17 protein-coding genes are annotated in these 18240 nt (G+C 64.5%); 11 read left to right on the forward strand and 6 right to left on the reverse strand.

Features of this window, described 5'->3' with window-relative positions:
• Window positions 1–204: 204 nt before the first annotated feature.
• The 4 genes from IU459_RS31580 to IU459_RS31595 are packed head-to-tail and all read left to right on the forward strand — an operon-like array spanning window position 205 to window position 6367.
• Window positions 205–3021: a hypothetical protein gene (locus IU459_RS31580; RefSeq protein WP_195133251.1), complete on the forward strand. Its 2817-nt coding sequence runs from the start codon at window positions 205–207 to the stop codon at window positions 3019–3021.
• A 38-nt stretch (window positions 3022–3059) separates the two neighbouring features.
• On the forward strand, window positions 3060–4082 hold the full coding sequence (locus tag IU459_RS31585; protein ID WP_195133252.1) for a hypothetical protein: 1023 nt from the start codon (window positions 3060–3062) through the stop codon (window positions 4080–4082).
• A 21-nt stretch (window positions 4083–4103) separates the two neighbouring features.
• On the forward strand, window positions 4104–5567 hold the full coding sequence (locus tag IU459_RS31590; protein ID WP_195133253.1) for an NYN domain-containing protein: 1464 nt from the start codon (window positions 4104–4106) through the stop codon (window positions 5565–5567).
• Window positions 5564–6367, forward strand: a complete 804-nt coding sequence (locus IU459_RS31595) for a hypothetical protein (RefSeq protein ID WP_195133254.1) — start codon at window positions 5564–5566, stop codon at window positions 6365–6367. The genes IU459_RS31590 and IU459_RS31595 overlap by 4 nt, the downstream gene beginning before the upstream one ends.
• Before the next feature lie 305 nt (window positions 6368–6672).
• On the opposite strand, the gene IU459_RS31600 is transcribed toward IU459_RS31595, so the two are convergent.
• A complete protein-coding gene (locus IU459_RS31600) occupies window positions 6673–7071 on the reverse strand; it encodes a DUF6463 family protein (RefSeq protein WP_195133255.1) in 399 nt (132 codons plus the stop codon).
• 471 nt (window positions 7072–7542) lie between these two features.
• On the opposite strand from IU459_RS31600, the gene IU459_RS31605 reads away from it, so the two are divergent.
• The 3 genes from IU459_RS31605 to IU459_RS31615 all read left to right on the forward strand — a co-directional run bounded on the left by IU459_RS31605 (window position 7543) and on the right by IU459_RS31615 (window position 10652).
• Entirely contained in the window at window positions 7543–7773 is a 231-nt protein-coding gene (locus tag IU459_RS31605) for a DUF6400 family protein (RefSeq protein ID WP_195133256.1), read from the forward strand.
• 96 nt (window positions 7774–7869) lie between these two features.
• Window positions 7870–9555: a pentapeptide repeat-containing protein gene (locus IU459_RS31610; protein WP_195133257.1), complete on the forward strand. Its 1686-nt coding sequence runs from the start codon at window positions 7870–7872 to the stop codon at window positions 9553–9555.
• Between the two features lie 131 nt (window positions 9556–9686).
• Window positions 9687–10652 (forward strand): ADP-ribosylglycohydrolase family protein, encoded by a 966-nt coding sequence (locus IU459_RS31615; protein ID WP_228838801.1) that lies wholly within the window; start codon window positions 9687–9689, stop codon window positions 10650–10652.
• Between the two features lie 82 nt (window positions 10653–10734).
• On the opposite strand, the gene IU459_RS31620 is transcribed toward IU459_RS31615, so the two are convergent.
• On the reverse strand, window positions 10735–11172 hold the full coding sequence (locus IU459_RS31620; protein WP_228838808.1) for a MarR family transcriptional regulator: 438 nt from the start codon (window positions 11170–11172) through the stop codon (window positions 10735–10737).
• Between the two features lie 140 nt (window positions 11173–11312).
• Between IU459_RS31620 and IU459_RS31625 the strand changes: the two genes are divergently transcribed.
• Both IU459_RS31625 and IU459_RS31630 read left to right on the forward strand, forming a co-directional pair.
• Window positions 11313–12254, forward strand: coding sequence for an ABC transporter ATP-binding protein (locus IU459_RS31625; RefSeq protein WP_228838802.1), 942 nt, complete (start codon window positions 11313–11315; stop codon window positions 12252–12254).
• Entirely contained in the window at window positions 12203–12994 is a 792-nt protein-coding gene (locus tag IU459_RS31630; RefSeq protein ID WP_195133258.1) for an ABC transporter permease subunit, read from the forward strand. Before IU459_RS31625 ends, IU459_RS31630 begins: the two co-directional genes overlap by 52 nt.
• 56 nt (window positions 12995–13050) lie before the next feature.
• Here the strand turns inward: IU459_RS31630 and IU459_RS31635 are convergent, their stop codons facing one another.
• On the reverse strand, window positions 13051–13725 hold the full coding sequence (locus IU459_RS31635; protein ID WP_228838803.1) for a potassium channel family protein: 675 nt from the start codon (window positions 13723–13725) through the stop codon (window positions 13051–13053).
• A complete protein-coding gene (locus IU459_RS31640; protein ID WP_440446549.1) occupies window positions 13715–15145 on the reverse strand; it encodes a TrkH family potassium uptake protein in 1431 nt (476 codons plus the stop codon). The genes IU459_RS31635 and IU459_RS31640 overlap by 11 nt, the downstream gene beginning before the upstream one ends.
• A 219-nt stretch (window positions 15146–15364) precedes the next feature.
• Between IU459_RS31640 and IU459_RS31645 the strand changes: the two genes are divergently transcribed.
• A complete protein-coding gene (locus tag IU459_RS31645; protein ID WP_195133259.1) occupies window positions 15365–16003 on the forward strand; it encodes a potassium channel family protein in 639 nt (212 codons plus the stop codon).
• Window positions 16004–16213: 210 nt separating this feature from the next.
• Here IU459_RS31645 and IU459_RS31650 read toward each other — a convergent pair whose 3' ends face one another.
• Window positions 16214–16408: a hypothetical protein gene (locus tag IU459_RS31650; protein WP_195133260.1), complete on the reverse strand. Its 195-nt coding sequence runs from the start codon at window positions 16406–16408 to the stop codon at window positions 16214–16216.
• Between the two features lie 34 nt (window positions 16409–16442).
• On the opposite strand from IU459_RS31650, the gene IU459_RS31655 reads away from it, so the two are divergent.
• Window positions 16443–16895: a hypothetical protein gene (locus IU459_RS31655; RefSeq protein WP_195133261.1), complete on the forward strand. Its 453-nt coding sequence runs from the start codon at window positions 16443–16445 to the stop codon at window positions 16893–16895.
• A gap of 94 nt (window positions 16896–16989) precedes the next feature.
• Here IU459_RS31655 and IU459_RS31660 read toward each other — a convergent pair whose 3' ends face one another.
• Window positions 16990–17559 (reverse strand): TerD family protein, encoded by a 570-nt coding sequence (locus IU459_RS31660; protein WP_228838804.1) that lies wholly within the window; start codon window positions 17557–17559, stop codon window positions 16990–16992.
• Window positions 17560–18240 lie beyond the last annotated feature (681 nt).

Below are 18240 nucleotides of genomic sequence, written 5' to 3' on the forward strand. Positions count from 1 at the left end.
CATACGACGTACAGCAGGAGAGAGTGCCAGGGCAAGGTTTGGGTTTCGACGGCTCAGGCGGAGTGCCCACCTCCTCGTAGTCGAACGACTACCTCTCACCGAGCGTGATCTGGTCGGGGATCGCACCAATATCAATATGATCCAGTCCGACTGCCCCTTGTCGAGCAGTTCGATCGGTGTGGACCCTGACGGGGGTTGAAGATCGTGAACAGGTGGAATGAGGTACTGCGGCGCGTTCATGAGCTGAACGCCGCGGTCAAACCGAATGACGCGCAAGCAGCACTCACTCAGCTCATCGCCCAGTGCTCTGACGAGGAACTGGTACTGCTGGGTTCCCGAATCGAATCCGCCATCACCACTTTCCTGCCGAAACGCCAGCGCCGACTGAACGAAGTGCTGCGCGAGCGCAGGGAACGAAGGACGGCACCCGCCGAGGTGCTCGCGGTCGAGCAGAGACCGGAAGCGGAGGTGCCAGCTACCGACGAGCCCTCCACCCAGCGGGCTTCATCTCCCTCCATCAATTCCCGCCTCAGCCGTATCGAGCATCTGAATCGGGCAGTTCAGCCGAGGCTCGCCGAGGCCGAGTTTCGTGAATTGCTGCAATCACTCGACCCGGCCGAGCTCTCACGTCATGTGCGGGAATTACGTGTGTCGATTGCCAGCTTTCTACCAAAGCGGCAACGGCTACTGACGGAAATCTTGGATGCCGGGTTGCGGGAGGCCGACCGAGAGATCGAGAGCGACGGTGTCGTGGTCGGTCCCGAACTGCTTCGAACGCCAGTGCCCGCGAGCCGAACCCGGATGCCGGCTCACGTGGTACCGGCGCCCGGGACCGCACGGCCCCGGCCCGGTCCTCCTGCTACGGATGGGCGCGCCGTGAGCGGCGTGACTCGGCAACGTGTGCCGCTCGCCTACTCGAAGAACCGTCTCAGTGAGGAACTGGAGGACTTGGGTAACCGGCACATCTTTCAATGGGCGACCTGCTATCGGGATGTGCTCTCGCGCTACTTCGACGATTTTCTGGTGGAGCTGGGATCCTGCGACCGGCCCGGCCCTTGGCTCAACCTCATGAAGGCCAGCCTGAGTCACCATGCGGCGGAGATCTTCCGGCGTGGGTACGTCTATCAGACCGAAAACAATGTCGTGCGCCCGCACTACGCCATCACCAAGTCCTTGACCGGCCTGCAGCGGTTCCTGGACCTCCCGCTGGAGTTCTATTCGGCACGTCTGGCCGAGGCTCATCATGCAAGTGCTGCCAGGAGCCTTCGGCAACTGTGCTCAGCGATGGCCTCGGGCATTCTCATCGGCTACTCCAACACGAAATTCGATCAAATCGGCAGCAATGTCCTGCCCCGGTTCTCCGGAGCCTGGGTGCACGTGCTGCCGTTTCTCACCTCGGAGGACCTCCGAGAACTGATGGGCAATCTGCAGGCCGGGCTGCTCCTGGACGGCATACATGATTCGGTGTTACCGTTCGCGCGCGCATTGGACCTGCTGCTCACCAAGGATCCCGACGCAGCGCCGCTCCCCGCGCTGTCCCAGTACTCCGACAGCAACCGGCGGCTCGAGATCTCACTCCAGCTTCCCCCGAAAGCGGCGGGCAGCCGACGCATCGAGGTCCTGTGCTACCTGGACGAGCGGCACGTCGACCGTCTCCTCATCGAGGAGGCGGCCGGGCGAGCGGTGGGCGTAGTAATCGCTCCATTGCGGGCGGACCTGCGCATCGAGCTGCTGGCGATCGAACGGTTGTCCGACATCGTCGTGCCCACCGGCGGCCTGGGGGAGGAGCCGCAGACGCGGCTGGTCGCGCTGCTGGAAGACCTTCTCTACGAAACGAATTCGGCATCTGGCAACCGGCCGATCGATTTCAACTACGCTGCGGAATTCCCGTTGGAAAGCCCGTTTCTCTCCCGCTACAGCCACGTATACCGCACCAGCGTGCGCAGGCTCATGCAATCCTTCGAGCGCCGAAACGGCGTGCGGCTGTGGTGCAGCGTCCGTCGTAGCGGAAAGACGACCGCCTGTTCGTACGACCTCGGATCGACCTCCGCCCAGTCGGTGGTCGTGGCTCAGACCTGCGACCCCACCGGGCAAATCGCCGATGGCGGCGCGTTTTATCGCAAAATCCAACAAGCCCTCGATTCCGGCCGCAGGCTGCAGCATGATTTCGTGGAGGTCGCAGTAACGGAGTGCCTCGTGGCCCAGCCGGACGTGCGAGTCATCCTGGTGCTCGACGAATACGAGACGCTCTTCGGCGCCCTCCGGACGGCCATGGAAAAGGATCCCGGCATTCGTTACACAGTCGTTCAACCCCTGCTGAACCAGTTGGTCTCGTTCACCAGGGACAACCTTCTGATCTTCGTAGGTCAGCGACCCGACGCGCACTGGATCCTGACCGACCAGAATCAGTTGAGCCCCGTTGTCATCCATGATCCGTTTCCGCTGTTCGATCATGGACCCGCCTCCCGCTCCGTGAGCGAGTTCGACGAGTTGGTGCGGAAGATCATGAGCGGGCATGTGGACCTAGACCCGGAGTTCATCGACCGGGTTTACGCCGAGACCGGCGGTCATCCGTTCCTGACCGGTAAGCTGCTGGTCTCATTCTGGGCGTGGTTGATCGAGAACCAGCGACCGGCGTCCAGTCTCGCCCCAGCACGACCTCAGTTGTTCATGGAGTTCACCGAATCCTGCCTGGGGCACAGGTCCATCGCACAGAACTACCTCTACGAGATGTTCCGGAAGGCCGCTGCCGACCACTTGTCTCCCGTCGGGCGAGAGAAAGAGCCGTGGCTGCATGCCGTGTACTCGGTGCTGCGCAATCTCGTCTTGTCGTCGCCGGAGTCGTTCTCCGTTCCACACCATCAATTCGTCGAGCTTGCCGAACGGACCGGAGATCTGGTGAGCCCGGAAGACCTCCTTTCGACTGCGAGTCGGGCCAACTTCCTGGTTCACCAGGACGGTATGGTCCGTCCGCGCATCCCCCTGCTCGGACGAATCGCGGCAGCTGTCCGGGCAACGTAGGGAAAGGCATGCGCGCAACCGATCCAGGTCCGGCCCGAGTGGCTGAGACCATCATCCGCCTACATTCCGAGGCAGACGCCCCACTGAACGCCTATTGGCTGAGCTTGGTGGGTGACCGCGACGAGTACGCAGCACAGTTGGGCGGCTTGCTCAGCGAGCACGGCTTGGGCGTGCTGATCGTCCGGAACAACGGCTTCACTAACGCGAATGCTCTGATGGTCGACCTAGTCGAGCTGTTGGAGCACAACCGTGCGGTATTTCTCACGAGCCTGCAGCAGCCGCGAGCGGCGGCCCCACGAATGGGCATCGTCTTGCTCGCACGGCGGGAGCTGGCGATGGGCCAGGCATATTCGCCGGTGACCTGGCCGGAGTGGGTTCCCGGCGTGGGTAATCGAGAGACCACATGCTTCATTACAGACGTAACCCGGCGCATCGAAGTACCGCTGAGCGCCGAGGAGATCGACCTCGCCCGTATCCATCGGGCCTTGTTCGCGGTGGAAGAGGCGATGGTGCGGCGGTTGCTGCACGTACACCGCCGTTCACCCGACGCGCAGCACGCTTTCTTTCAAAGCATCAGGAGGCGTTCGGATCCCAGTTGGACCGCCTTTCTCGCGGGTGCGCGGGAGGCGATCAGCGGCTTCCGGACTCCGCAGGCCTACCGACCAGAGGTACGGGCCGGGAAGTCGGTTGTCTCCAGACTCTGGGGGCTGAGCATGGATACTCCGCCCGCACGGCTGGCCACGGTGCAGACCGAACTCGCCGCGGCGCTCCACGTGGCGGATGACGCGGTGTGGTCGGACCGGTGGGAGGGGCTGATGACCGTCTTGGCCCGCCCGACCGTACCGCCGAACTCTCCTGCAACGCGATTGTGCCGCTGCATCCTGTCGACGGTGCCGACCGCCTGCCAATTCATCACGTGCGCCGCGCACGCCGGCGAGTATTACCAATTCCCGGTGAATTTGCTGACGGCCGTCGTCGACGACCTGCACTGGACGTTGACGCACATCGAGACCTCATTGATCCACCTATCCGACGACCGTGCCACTCGGGCGCTGTCCTGATCTGCGATTGCGGAGTGAACCATGAGTCCATCTGACGAGGGGGTGTTACTGGTCGACTGGGAGAATCTGACCGGGGCGATAATCGGCAGGGGAAAGCTCGTCGAACGGACGCAGGTCGATGACCTGTGGAAATTCGCCAGTCGTCGATGCGGCGACCAACTTCACCATGCGCATATGGCGGCCGCCAGATTCGACCCGACCATCATCCTCGCCATGCGCGAGAGCATGATCAAGGCCGAACAGGTACGCAGTACCAAGGAGCAGGCGGACATCCTGCTCACCGTGCTCGCCATGGACTACCTGCACGCAGGGATCGGTCACTTCTTCCTGGTCACGGGCGATCAGGACTTCATTCCGCTGATCTCCCGGATTCGTGGGGCTGGTCGTAAAGTCACCGTGATCTATGGCGACAGGGCCAGGCTCAGCCGCGAGCTGCAGCGGGTATTGACCGGTCCTGGGCTCGACTCGGTGGATATCGCCGAGGTGACGAAGCTCCGCGAACGTAAGGCCGACACCGGATGCCGATCCATGCTCGGCCTGCTCGAGCTGCAGCGCCGCGGTTACATCTTGGGGGGCAAGGAAAAAGGGGAACGCACCGCTGTGCTGAACGAGTGGGGGATACTGGAGAACGTCGATGAAACGCAGTACTGGTCACTGATCAGCACGGCTACCGAGAAGGTCACCCGACCCGACGCGGCATTTCCCGACAACGGCAAGTGGAGCCCGAGATCTGCTGTCCGTACCTACCTGAAGCTCGGCTCGGAAGACCTGGCCGATATCACTGCCGTCGACCAGGCGATCAGGTGGATTTCCTCCAGTACTCGAGGCTTGACGATGTCGGGGCTGCGAGTCGGGCCCTTTCGCACCGACGACGGTAGTTTGCTGGAGCGTGCCCTGGACGCGCTGCTGGCGATACGCCTGATCCGAAAGGCGGCCGACGGGACGCTTTCGCTCGTCGGCCCTCCACTACAGCTCGGCTATCTCGAGCAGCTTTGGCGCGTCTTCGCCGGCGTGACCGCCGAGTGCTACCGAAGGAGCAGCGCGACAATCCCTTTCAACCAATTGGAGCCATTGCTGGCACGCAAAGGCGTTGGCCAAGGGAAAGATCAGCGTGCCGCGAGCCGGATAAAGGAGGCGGTGAACTACGCCAAAGCCGCCGGAGTGGTCGATGTTGTCGCAGTCGACGGCCGCCGCCACGTGCTGGCACCGCATTCTCCGCTGTCCCAGTCATTCGAGCAGGCATACCACGCGTTCTACGCCGCATACCACGACCGGTTGGGCGAACAGCTCAGCGAGGACGAGGTCATAGCTCTCATGGAGGCGCAGGACGAGACGAGAGCTGTACCTTACTTCGGTTACGAGCTGCGGGACCGGCAGCGCTTCCTGCGTGTCCTCGCGCAGTCGCAGCTCTTGACATGGCGGGACAAGCAGATCGTCGTCACCCGGTCCGGCTGGGGCGATGCCGGCCTGGCCCTCTACCGATGAGCGGACGACTGCCGAGGCGTTCCCGTTCCCGCGGGCCACGCCTCGGCCTGATCGCGATCGCGGTGATGACTGCCATCGGCGCCGCTCTGTGGTTCGCGCTGCGCGGACCGGACGCCCGGGCGGGAGCGATCGCCGGAGCGCTGTCGGCGCTCGCCTCGACCACCGCGGCACTGACCGCGTTGCACCTTTCCCGCGCGGCGCTGAGTAGGACGGACCAACAGCTCGCGCACGCGCGACTCGTGACGATGCTCAGCCGTCATCCGTTGTTGCTTCCGGTACACCAGTCGGTGTCGTTCCCGGATTCGGCAGGGAATCTCGCCGCCCATCCGCCGACCACGGATCGGTTCAAGCTGAGCCCGCCGCGCCCGGGATCCTACGCATTCGTCGCGGACACCAATGACACGTTCCTGGTCCCGATCGAGAACCTGGGTGAGGGACCTGCGCTCCAAGTGCGAGGGACGCTGTGGCACCACAGTGGCAGGCACGGTCCGCTGGCGGGGCCCACGATGGTCGGCTCGGGCCGGGTGGCTGTCTTCATCGCCCGGGTGAGCGCCGAGACACTCGAACTGCCGCCGAAGTTTCGCGAAGCCATCCGGTCTGCCGGTTCGCCGAAGACGTGTGACCTATTCTGGCTGGAGACGTCCTATGCTGACGTGTTCGCCAACTCCCTTGGCGGAGAGGCGCTTTTCGACTCCAGGGGCGTCGGCGGATGGCAGGCCGCAAGTGGGGAGGGCCCCGTTGACAAACTTGGGTTCGCCCGTATCCTAGGTTCCAGGGGAGCGGTGGATGGTCAGATGTGAGCATCAGTAGCAACTGATCCGAACCAGCTCGATACCCGGCCCCGGCCGATTCGGCCGGGGCTTTCGCATGCTTTGGCAATCGGGCACAGGTTCAAGTCTCCCCCACCGATCCTGACGCTCATCATCATGCCTGGTCAAAGGCGCGTTTTGTCGAAGCCTGGCGCTGAATGAATTCCAACGCCGACGAAGTGACCGTTTCGGCGACTGCCTCATCGATGCTGGCGAACTGGCCGACGATGAGGCGGTCGAGCGATACATGTTGCCGCCGCTGCCTTCATTGCGGCGATCCGGTGGTCTGCCAATGATCATCGCACGTCGGCTGGGGCGAACTCCCTAGTGGGGCGTCGGGTTCCGACCAGCAGGAGGACGCTCGCGAGCAGGAAGATCGGCCAGGGCGTGAAAGTGAGGATCACCGCGTCGACCACGGTCCAGATCATCAGTGTCCACGCGATGAACGGCGGTGGCGTGATGCCGCGGCGGTCCAGCCACAGCACGGTCAGGCCGACCAAGATGAGTGGTATGCCGAAGCTTTCCAGCGACAGCCAGAGCGCGCTGTTCGCCGGGCTCATCGCGGCGAGGTCCTCGCTGCGCAAAGCCCCGCTGAACCACGCGTCGGCGTGATGCCAGGCGCCTTCCACCGTCAGGGCGCCGATCGTGTGCGCGGCTCCGCAGAACACGATGAGCCCACCAGCCCATTTGATCATGTGAACTCCCCATTTCCGTTTGCGGAGCCGTGTGGCTCCATCGGGTTGTCTCCGCGACCGTGCTCGCGCGACACGGGATCCCTCGCCGCGTAGATCGCCGCCTCGGGCTCTTATATACGGTGGCGTATAGCAATGAGGCTAGCGCTGATATACGGTGCCGTATATATGGATAGGGCGTGAGAGGAGCCACAACGTCGGCGTGGCCCGCACTCCATGTCAGGCATAGAGCGAGCAGGGACTGCAACACTGACCGCTAGCGGCGTGGAGGAGGTCCGCATCGAGGTTCTGGCCGAGGCGCTCGGCGTGACCAAGGGCGATTCTGCGGTCACTTCGCCGATCGCAATGCACTGCTGGAAGCGATGCTGGTGACGAAGTCCAACCGTGGAACGTGATGCAGGTCATTGCCCCGGATGGCGTGGTTGGGCATTGTCGTCAATTCGTTTTTAGAAAGAACCTGGTGGAGATCCCCGAATGGCCGACCACAATTTTGCTTACGACCTCACACTGGACGAGGCACGACGGCGCAGCGCCGTCCTCGCGGCGCTCGGTGACGACTGGGATCCGGTCGCGGTGCTCGCCGAGGAAGATCTCGCGTACGACATGCTGTACTCGAATCTCGACGATGAGCAGCAGCGAATCTACGAGGAACTCGTCCGGGCCGGGATCCTGCCGGATCGGGCGACGCGCTATATCGCCGACTGATCGCACCGCCGAGACGAACCGCGACTGGTGCTCGGCAGTAGGGCCGTCGCCATGCAATCGGGTGTGGGAATGCCTGCGCGCGACCAGAATTGAGCGATGTTCAGGTGGTTGAGTGCCGTCGGTGCACGAGCGCGTAGAGCGGTGGGGGCGGCGGTAGGCAAGGGCAACCGGGCCGCGTGGGGCCGGAGAGTCAGCCGTACTCCGCTGTTCCCGGCCGTGTTCGGCGCGCTCGTCACCGGACTGGGTATCGCCTTCGTCGCCTATGCGTTCCTACGGTGGATCACGCCGGTGGATTCGTCGAGAGAAGCCGCGGAGATCGACGTCACCCGGCTCGCGTTGACAGTGGTCGCCGGGGTGGGTGGTGTCGTCGCGCTGGTGATCGCCTACCGGCGGCAACGCGACCTGGAACAGAGCAGATTCGTCGAACGTTTCGGCGCGGCCGCCGCGCAACTCGGGGCGACCGATGTCGCGGTCCGCATCGCCGGTGTGTACGCGATGGCCGGTGTCGCCGACGAGTCCGACGGCCAACGCCGGCAGCAGTGCATCGACGTCCTGTGCGGGTATCTGCGTCTGCCCTACACTCCCGATCTCGGCGGCAATCATCAAACCAAACGCGTGCAGAAACGCCCCATCGGCGCCGACGACGGTGAGGACGAGAACCATTTCGAATACCGGCAAAACGACCGGGAGGTCCGAGCCACCATCGTCCGTGTCATCGCCGACCACCTCCGTGCCGACGCCGAATACAATTGGTCGGCAAGTAACTTCGACTTCCGCACCGCCCACCTCGAAAACGCCGACTTCAGTTCCAGCACCTTCGCTGGTGTGGCTCGTTTCGGCGGGGCCACGTTCACGGGCGCCACCACATTCAACTTCGTCACCTTCGACGGTAACGCCGACTTCCACTCGGCCACCTTCAGCGGCGCGACCGAATTCCGGCTGGCTTCCTTCAGCGACGAGGCCGACTTCCGGGAGGCCACGTTCACCGGTGCGGCCTCGTTCGCTAAGGCCCGCTTCGCCCGCGTCGTCAGTTTCGATCAGTGCGTGTTCGCGAGCACCGCGATGTTCGACGGGGCCTGTTTCACCAGCATCGTCCGGTTCCGCAGGGCCACGTTCACAGGCGTCGCCAGATTCAGGGCCGCGTTCCAGGGTGTCGCCTGGTTCAGCGGCGCCACTTTCAAAGCTTCTGCGGCCTTCGCCGAGGCCACCTTCCACAACGCTGCCCGATTCAACGAAATCACTATCGCCGGTAGAGCGGATTTCACCGAGGTCACCTTCACCGGTGCCGCCTTCTTCACCGATGCCATCATCACCGGAGTCGCCTCCTTCCGCCCGGCCGCCTTCGGCGCGGACGCCACGTTCAGGGGGGCCACGTTCCACAATGTCGCCGACTTCAGCACGGCGACCGTCACCGGCGATGCCGACTTCACCGAAACAACCTTCGGCGGCGACGCCGGATTCAGTGAGGCAACCTTCATTGGAGACACCGCGTTCCACGGGGCCGAGTTCGGCAAGGAAACCAGGTTCCGCGGTTGCCGTTTCGGTGGCGCCGCCGAATTCCACAGTGCCACCTTCGGCACCGGTGCCGTGTTCGAGGATGTGGGGTTCGGCTCTCGTGCCGACTTCACCGGCGTCGATTTCGGCACCGCCACTGTGGTGTTCAACAACCCGCGCCGATGGGGTCCACCACCACCGGTGTTCGATTGGACTGACGACGGCACCGGCAAGCCTCCGAACGTGGAACCAGCGGTCTGGCCGCCAGCGGTGGCGGGTGGGTCGTAAAGTTTTGAGCCGCTGGCGGATTACAAATCCCCGCCCCGGCTGGCCCGAAGCGGCGTGGCGATAGCACGGTTCGCTGCGATTGACGCGCGGTTGGGCAGGGATGTTGCGGTGGTTCGTCATGGTTTGGCAGCATGGTTGCCGATATGCCGCTGGTTTCCGATGTCGCTCGTGACAGTCTCGAGGGCTTGTCCGTCGGTGATGCGCTGGGTGCTCAGTTCTTCGTGCCGGGCCGTTCGCTACCCGATCTGCTCGCCGGCCGAGCGCCGGCGGCTCCGTGGGAATGGACCGATGACACGGAAATGGCCTGCTCTGTGTACGCACAGATCCGCGGCTACGGCCAGATCGATCGCGACGGGCTGGCGGCAGCCTTCGCCGACCGTTGCGAGCCCTACCGCGGCTACAGTGGCGGCACCGTCGCTGTGCTGCACGAGATTCGCGACGGACGGCCTTGGGCCGACGCGGCGGGCGCCTTGTTCGACGGGCGCGGCTCCTGGGGCAACGGTGCTGCGATGCGGGTCGCTCCACTCGGAGCGTATTTCGCCGGAAACCTGGACCGTGCGGCGTCCCAAGCCGCATTGTCGGCTGAGGTGACGCATCGGCATCCGGAAGCGATTGTGGCCGCCATGGCGGTTGCCGTCGCGGCGAGCCACGCCGCGGCCACCCACGGAAGACATTGCCCGCCTGAGGAACTGCTGCACGTTGTGGAGCCGTACCTGGTCGAGGGCCGGACCGCCGGCGGTGTCCGTCGAGCCCGGCGGTTGCTGGGCCGATCGGTGGCCGAAGCGGCATACGAACTCGGTAACGGCGCGCAAGTCAGCGCCCAGGACACGGTGCCGTTCACCCTCTGGGCGGCCGCGACCTTCCTCGACGACTATCCCGCCGCCGTTACCGCATGTGTCGAGGCCGGCGGCGATGCCGACACCACGGCCGCGATCGTCGGCGGGATCGTGGCAGCGCGCACAGGCATCGGCACACGAAGCGGCGTACGCGGGATACCGCCGCAGTGGTTATCGGCGCGAGAGCCACTGCCGACCTGGGCGACGGATTGCGACACCCAGCAGTACTTCGACGACAGCCACAGCTCGAACCTGCGGTAAAGCCGCATACCGGGATCTCTCCCCAGCCGATCCCGACGCTCCTCGTCAAGCCTGGTCAAGGGTCTTCTTCGCGTAGTAAAGCTCAACGGCCGGGCTTGCGGCGGCGAAGTTCGGCGGAGTCGTGTTCGGCGGTGTATTGCTCGCGCCAGCGCTCGATGAGGGGGACCAGTTCGTCGGTCATGTAGGTGTAGAAGTCTTGCATTTCGTGGAGGCGCGTGGCGGTGGCGGTGTCTGGCGTGGCGGCGTCGATGCCTTCTTGGGCGGCGTCGCGCATGGTGGCCAGCATCGTGTTCTGTTGCGACATCAATGCTGCCCAAGCTCCTGCGCGGAAGCGGTAATGGTCGCGGCGGCTGCCGGGGGCGGGTACGCGTTCGATCAGGCCGACGGGGATGAGTTGTTTGATTGCGGTCGAGACCGCGCCGGAGCTGATCGACAGCTCTGCGCACAGGTCCGCGGCGGTCATCGTGTCTTGTTCGGTGTAGAGCAACGCGGTCATCACGCGTGCGGTAGTGCGTTGCATCCCACCGCCGTCGGACAGCGTCAAGGCCAGCTTCTCCGCGGCGGCCCGCAATCGCTCATTGGTTCCCACGGGCTCAAGCTTAGCAAACCTCAAAGGTTCTGAATATTTACAAATCTCTGAAACTTCGTTAGCGTTGATGCATGGTGAATGTGATCGAGTTGCAAGGGCTCACCAAGACCTACGGCGCGCGCCGCGGGCTGGTAGATCTGTCTCTGGAGGTCCGCCGAGGTGAGGTCTTCGGTTATCTCGGCCCGAACGGTGCCGGCAAGTCGACAACCATCCGGCTGCTGTTGGACCTGATCCGGCCCACGGCGGGCAGTGCTCGCGTGCTCGGTCTCGATCCTCGTCGGGACGCGATGCGGCTGCACGCGGAGATCGGTTATCTCGCAGGAGACTTCGTTGTTCCTGGACGGCAACGGGTGGGCGCGATGTTGCGGTTCCTCGCAGCGCTGCGCGGTGGGGTCGCGCCGCAGCGGATCGACGCATTGTGTGAGCGCCTGGAATTGGATCAGGACGCGCAGGTCAGCAGCCTGTCCAAGGGGAACAGGCAAAAGCTAGGCTTGGTTCAGGCGTTCATGCACATCCCGCAGCTGCTGATCCTGGACGAGCCGACCTCGGGTCTGGATCCGCTGGGCCAGCAAATCTTTCTGGACATGGTCGCCGAGGCCTCCGACAACGGGCAGACGGTGTTCATGTCCAGCCACATCATGAGCGAAGTGGAGGCCGTCGCCGACCGGGTCGGCATCATCCGTGAGGGTCGACTGGTCGCACTGAACACTGTGTCCGGGCTACGGGCCAATGCCGTGCGCGATGTAGAGGTCACTTTCGCCGAGCCGGTGACCAGTCGCCGAGTTCGCCGCCCTGCCCGCTGTCCGGGATGTCCAGGTGGACGGCACCATCCTGCGTTGCCAGGTCACCGGAAGCCCGGACGCACTGCTGCGCAGGATCGCCACCCACCGCGTGACGGGGCTGCTGGTCACCGAACCCGCGCTCGAGGACCTGTTCCACGGCTACTACACCGGAGAATCCGATGCTGCCTGACATCTACACCCAGACCCTGGTCGACAACCGTCGATCGCTGATCGCCTGGTCGGTCGGCACGGCCGCGGTCGGCCTGATGTATGCCGGGTTCTACCCCCAAGTGTCCGAAGGCGGTATGGCCGAAGCGGTGAGCAGCTACCCGGAGGCGATGCGTGAGGCATTACGGTTGAACGATATGACCTCCGCCGCAGGCTATCTCGGCTCCAGTGTGTTCGGGCTGCTGCTGCCGCTGCTGGCGATGTTCTTCGGAGTGACCTTCGGTGCGCGTGCCATCGCCGGCGAGGAAGAGTCCGGGTACCTGGATCTGCTGCTGGCGTATCCGGTCAGCCGCACCGGGCTGGTACTGCAACGATTCGCTGCCTTGGCTACCGGCGCCGTGGCGATCGGGGCAGTGGTATTGCTGGGGATGGTGGCGATTCGCTCGTCCGCCGATCTCGATTCGGTCAGCATCGGCGAGTTCGCGGCTCAAAGTGTGAACCTGACGTTGCTGGCGATCGTTTTCGGCGCCTTGGCCATCGGTGTCGGCGCCGTGACCGGGAAACGCGGCCCCGTTCTGGCCGGAACCGCGGGTATCGGAGTGCTCGCCTACGCCGCCAACAGCCTCGCCGGTGTCATCGGCGCCGACTGGCTGAAATATCTCTCGCCCTTCCACTACTACATCGGCGGAGAACCGCTCCGTAACGGTATCCAATGGACCGACGCCGCAGTCCTGGTCGCGATCTCGTTGGTCCTGATCGGCTCCGGACTCATCCGCTTCAACCAGCGCGACGTGACCAACTGACCCCACGCGAGGGCGCCACCGCACCGTGGCGCCCTCGCCGCCTTCCGATGACGACGTCAGGTCATGTCGGCGAAGCGTTCGACCTCTTCGATGTGGCCGGACACGATCAGCTGGTCGCCTTCGGCGACGACGGTGTCGGCGGTGGCGTAGGTGAATTGGCCGCCGCGGTGTTTGATCGCGACCACGGTGATGTCGAAGTGCTGTCGCAGTGCGCTGGCGGTGAGTGTTTTTCCGATCGCGGCCTTCGGTGCGACGGTCTTGGCCATGGCGTAGTCGGTGTCGAACTCGATGTAGTCGATCATCCGGCCGGCCACCAGATGCGCGACCCGTTCGCCCATGTCGTGTTCGGGCAGTACGACATGGTGGGCGCCGACGCGTTCGAGGATCTGACCGTGTTGTCGGCTGACGGCTTTGGCCCAGATCCTGGGGATCTGGAATTCCGAAAGAAGTGACGTGGTCAGGATGCTGGCTTCCATATTGCTGCCGATCCCGACCACCGCGTGGGGAAAGTCGGGCACCCCCAGCTGTTGGAGCGCCTCCATGTCCGTGGTGTCAGCCACCGCGACGTGAGTGAGTTCGTCGGAATAACGCTGGACCAGACGCGGATCGGAGTCGATGGCCAGCACCTCCGAACCGTGGGTGACCAGTTCGCGGGCCAGCGCGCTCCCGAAGCGGCCCAACCCGATCACCACCACTCGTGTTCCCTGTTTGCGTGACGTTCTATCCGACAATGGGTCGCTCCTCCGGTAGCTCGTAGCGTCGGCGGCGCTCCCGCAGCGCCAACGCGGTAGCGAGAGTGATCGGGCCCAGGCGTCCGACGAACATGAGCACGATCAGAACGATAAGCCCCGGATTCGGGATATCAGCGGTGATCCCCGTCGACAACCCCACTGTGCCGAAGGCCGACACGACTTCGAACAGCACCACATCCAGGTCCATGCCGGTGATCGTCAGCAGCGTGATCGTTCCCGAGACGACCGCCCCGATACCGAGTAGCGCCACTGTCACCGCCTGCCGCTGTACGGGGGCCGCCAGCCGCCGCCCCATCACGTGCACGGTCGGCTCGCCTCGCACCTCGGCGATGATGACGAACGCCAGCAGCGCGAAGGTGGTCACCTTGATCCCGCCCGCGGTGCCCGCGCTGCCGCCACCGACGAACATCAAGATATCGTTGATCAACAGCGTCGAGGAGTGCATCGCGCCGACATCCAGGGAGTTGAAGCCCGCGGTGCGCGGGGACAATCCGTGGAATCCGCCCACCAGGAACTTGTGGGCGGTGTTCAACGGCCCCAGAGTGTCCGGGTTGGACCATTCGAACGCGATCACCGCCACTATCCCGATCACGCCCAGCAAGAAGTAGGTGATCAGCGTGATCCTGGTGTGCAGCGACCACCGGCGCGGCATCGAAGCACCGGACTGGCGGCGCAGGGATCTGGTGACCTCGAACACCACCGGGAATCCCAGCCCGCCGATGACCAAGGCGACCGTGATCGGAGCGATGATCCACGGATCTGTCGCGTACCCGACCAGACTGTCCTCGTAGAGTGCGAATCCCGCGTTGTTGTAGGCCGATATCGCATGGAACACACCGAGATACACGCCCCGCCAGCCGGTCTCGTCGTATCCGATCAGGAATCGCAGCGTGAGCGCGACCGCGGTGACCGCTTCGACCAGCAGGCTCATCCGGATCACCCCGACCACGACCCGGCGGCTTTCACCCAGCCGCAACGTCTTGGTCTCCGACTGCGCGATCAGCTGCATCCGCAGCCCCATCCGCCTGGCCACCAGCAACCCGAGTAGCGACGCCAGCGTCATGATGCCCAGGCCACCGACCTGGATCAGGCCCAGGATGACCAGTTCCCCGAACATCGACCAGTGACTCTCGGTATCCACCACCACCAGACCTGTGACACACACCGCCGACACCGCCGTGAACAACGCCGTGACCGCCCCCGTCGCCGTCCGAGACTCCGCAGCCGCAGGCAACATCAGCAGCACGGTGCCGATCACCGTCACCGCACCGAAACCGAACACCACCAACCGGGCAGGATGCCTCGCACTCGGTAGCAGGCGCCCGACGGCGACGGCGACACTCGACCACAGGGGGCGCCATCCGCCGGAACGGTGCGCGGTCTCGCGTGGGCTGTCCACCTGATGTCCTCGGGTTGGGGTGGTCTGTGGGCGGCATTCGCCTTGTCGGGCAACGTTCCGCAAATTACTGCCGTTCTCCGGCTGACGCAATCGCCCCAGCTCCGGCTGAGCCGGGATACCCCGCAGAGGCGGGTTCCACCTGCTACCGTTACCGCCGGAGTGCCGGGAAGTCTGGTCGGCGTATCGAGAACCGCTCGCTCGCCGACCAGGAGCCCCGCTATGGCCGCACACACGATCGTCATCGGTTACGGCAGCACCGGGCGTAGCGCCGCCCATGCCGTGTCCGACGGCGGACTCGGATCCGACCTCGTCGTCGTGGACACCGACACCGCACGCACCACCGAAGCCCGCCGCGACGGCGCCACCACCGTGCTCGGTGACGGACACGACCTCACCGTGCTCCATCAGGCAGGGGTCGCCCACGCCGAGCGCATCGCCGTGGCCGTATCCGACGACCACTCCGGCGTGCGCATCACCTCCGCTGTCCGCGGCCTCAACAACGACGCATCGATCTGCACCCTGCTGCGGCGCTCGGGATGGAAATCGATCGCTGAATACCTTGGTGCCGATCAAGTCGTGGTCACAGGCGAACTCACCGGCCGACTGCTCGGGCTGAGCGTGCGCCGCCCCGACCTGCCCGCCCAGTTCGATCGTGCCCTGCGATCTCACTCCGAGCTGGTGGTGGCCGAACGCGCTGTCCGCAGCAGCGAGATCGGACAGTGCCTCAGCCTGTGCGGACCCCTCGTCCTGGCCGTCGCGCGGGGCGGCCGGATCCACTGGCGCGACGACCCTGGCGAGGCGCGGCTGCGAGCATCCGATCGGCTGCTCGTACTCCGGGCGTCATCGCCCCTGTGGTAGCCCTCCCGACCGTGGAGCTGGCTCCCATCGCCGCCACCGTCACAGCGGCGTTGCGTGCCTTAGCTTCCGGAACGCCGGAACACCGTTGGAGATCACCTCCGCACCGGTCAGCGCTGTGCAGGTATTGCGTGTATTTCACGGAAGGGAGGGTAGGTGCACGGTCGATGGCAGAGGATGAAGCACCCTCATACGGTCCGGGAGGGCGCGGGTCTACGGGGCGGTAACCGTCAGTGCGAGAGGGCAGATCATGATCCCGGCCACGCGCGCGGTGATCACGGCATCGCGCCCGGCGACAGATTGCTGGTTCTCGGCGATCCCGAACAAGGGCTGGCACTGGTGAAACTCCAAGTGCCGCTGCGGAATCTGCAAGGCTCCTCCGAACTGCTCCAACAGATCCGCAACCACTCGAGAAGCGACGCAACCGGCAGGAAGGCCGACAATGCATGAGACCGCACCCGACACGCGGCGCGCGGCGCCCTGGCACCTCTGGGGCGTCGGCGCCCTGTTCGTCCTGCTGAATCTCGGCGGTGCCTACGACTACGTGATGGCGCTCAGCGAGAACGCTGACTACTTCCGATCGCAGAACTACAACAACGAGCAGATCCAGTACTTCACCGATTATCCAGCCCTACCGGCCATCTTCTGGTCCATCGGAGTCTGGGGCGGATTGCTCGCCGCGATCCTGCTGCTGCTGCGCACCCGGTGGACACTGCCAATCGCGATGACCGGGCTGGCCGGCCAAGTGATCCTCGACATCCTCACCTTCGGTTTCCGCGACCGTTGGCAGATCCTCGGACCGCGCTTGGCCTTGTTCGATCTCGGGGTGCTCCTGCTGACAGCAGGATTCGTCTTCTACTGCCGGACACTGGTGTCCCGGCGAATCCTGCGCTGAGGACCAGGCTCCCGCCGACTGCCCAAGACATGGGGCCCTGTTGTTGAAGTGGGCGTCGCGCGTTCCGTGCCACGCACCGATACCTGAGCATCTGTTAATCGCCTGTTCGTGGGCTTGGTGATCGCGTCAGGAACCGGGTCATCTGCGGGATCGCCTCGACAGGATGTTGTGCGCGTATGGCCTCGCCGATCGGCTCGAACCGCCAGCTCGCCCCGGTCCGTGACACTTTGCCCATCACCAGGCCGGTGTGGGAAGTATCGGCGCTGAGGTCATGGCGGGCGATCTCGTCGCCGGAGACCGTGTCGACCACGCGGCAGAACGCGTTCTCGATCTGGTCGAAGGTTTGGCCGGTGTAGGAGGTGACAAGGAAAATGATGGTGGTGATCTGCGGTGGAATCCGGGTCAGATCGACGGTGATCACCTCGTTGTCGCCTTTACCCTCCCCGGTGGTGCTGTCCCCGAAATGTCGCACCGAGCCGTCTCGCGAATTGAGCTGCTGGTGATAGACGACATCGGCGATGCGGTCCTCGGCGAACAACAATGCCGCCGCATTCAGGTCGATGTCCTTGGTGTTGGAGCCGAAGAGGCTGCGTCGCACCGGATCCCATCCCAGAGCCATGCGTAGGTGCTCGAGTCGGGCCGCATTGTGGTCGCTCAATGTCATGAACACGGTTCCTTTCGTTACGACATCTCGAAGCGTTGTCCCGTTCCGAGCATCACGGCAGGCGCTGCGGCGTGAAAGGCCGCGTGGGTGTAACGCGAGGATGTCGAGGTCGCGTTGGGACTGGACGCTGCAGCGCGTCGAGTGATCGCGAGCGCAAGGACCGGTGGCGACTTCCGGCGGGCGGCCGCAGCGCCCCCGTGCGGTGAAGTTGTCGAACGAGATCGGCGTCGCGGAGCGTGTGGCGAGGCCGGGATCGACCGCATCGCCGCTGGTGACGTCCACGCTCGGGATGCCACCGAAATCCGAACCCGGCTTTGGTGCCCGCCAGCGTGCGTCGACACAAGCGATGGGGGAATGGTTTGCGGGTGGTTGTGGCTCGAGGGCTCATGGTCGTGACCGTCGCCGTCGTACCGCGATTTGCGTGAGCACCGTGAGCTCCTGATCGTCGGATGGCCCGACCCGCGGTCATGGGGGTCGGGTTGCCGACCAGACTTCCCGGCGCACCACTTGCAAAGATGCCGTAAAGCCGCGCTCGAGGCAAATGGCATTCCGTCGGCGGAGTCCGCGTTGCACGGCGGGTGACCAGCCGTGCTGGTGATGGGGTGCGGGTGCACAGCGGTGCTCGGAAAGATGGCGAGAATCGGCAGGTTTCACCACCTGTGGTAAGAGAACTGTCATGTC

The organism is Nocardia amamiensis (assembly GCF_015477605.1).
GTDB classification, from domain to species: Bacteria; Actinomycetota; Actinomycetes; order Mycobacteriales; family Mycobacteriaceae; genus Nocardia; species Nocardia amamiensis_A.

What these genes read in the sequence shown, in the direction of transcription:
- IU459_RS31590 (WP_195133253.1), top strand. Translation starts at nt 4,104, where the DNA reads ATGAGTCCATCTGACGAGGGGGTGTTACTGGTCGACTGGGAGAATCTG.
- IU459_RS31595 (WP_195133254.1), top strand. Translation starts at nt 5,564, where the DNA reads ATGAGCGGACGACTGCCGAGGCGTTCCCGTTCCCGCGGGCCACGCCTC.
- IU459_RS31600 (WP_195133255.1), bottom strand. Translation starts at nt 7,071, where the DNA reads ATGATCAAATGGGCTGGTGGGCTCATCGTGTTCTGCGGAGCCGCGCAC.
- IU459_RS31605 (WP_195133256.1), top strand. Translation starts at nt 7,543, where the DNA reads ATGGCCGACCACAATTTTGCTTACGACCTCACACTGGACGAGGCACGA.
- IU459_RS31610 (WP_195133257.1), top strand. Translation starts at nt 7,870, where the DNA reads ATGTTCAGGTGGTTGAGTGCCGTCGGTGCACGAGCGCGTAGAGCGGTG.
- IU459_RS31615 (WP_228838801.1), top strand. Translation starts at nt 9,687, where the DNA reads ATGGTTGCCGATATGCCGCTGGTTTCCGATGTCGCTCGTGACAGTCTC.
- IU459_RS31620 (WP_228838808.1), bottom strand. Translation starts at nt 11,172, where the DNA reads ATGCAACGCACTACCGCACGCGTGATGACCGCGTTGCTCTACACCGAA.
- IU459_RS31625 (WP_228838802.1), top strand. Translation starts at nt 11,313, where the DNA reads ATGGTGAATGTGATCGAGTTGCAAGGGCTCACCAAGACCTACGGCGCG.
- IU459_RS31630 (WP_195133258.1), top strand. Translation starts at nt 12,203, where the DNA reads ATGCTGCCTGACATCTACACCCAGACCCTGGTCGACAACCGTCGATCG.
- IU459_RS31645 (WP_195133259.1), top strand. Translation starts at nt 15,365, where the DNA reads ATGGCCGCACACACGATCGTCATCGGTTACGGCAGCACCGGGCGTAGC.
- IU459_RS31655 (WP_195133261.1), top strand. Translation starts at nt 16,443, where the DNA reads ATGCATGAGACCGCACCCGACACGCGGCGCGCGGCGCCCTGGCACCTC.
- IU459_RS31660 (WP_228838804.1), bottom strand. Translation starts at nt 17,559, where the DNA reads ATGACATTGAGCGACCACAATGCGGCCCGACTCGAGCACCTACGCATG.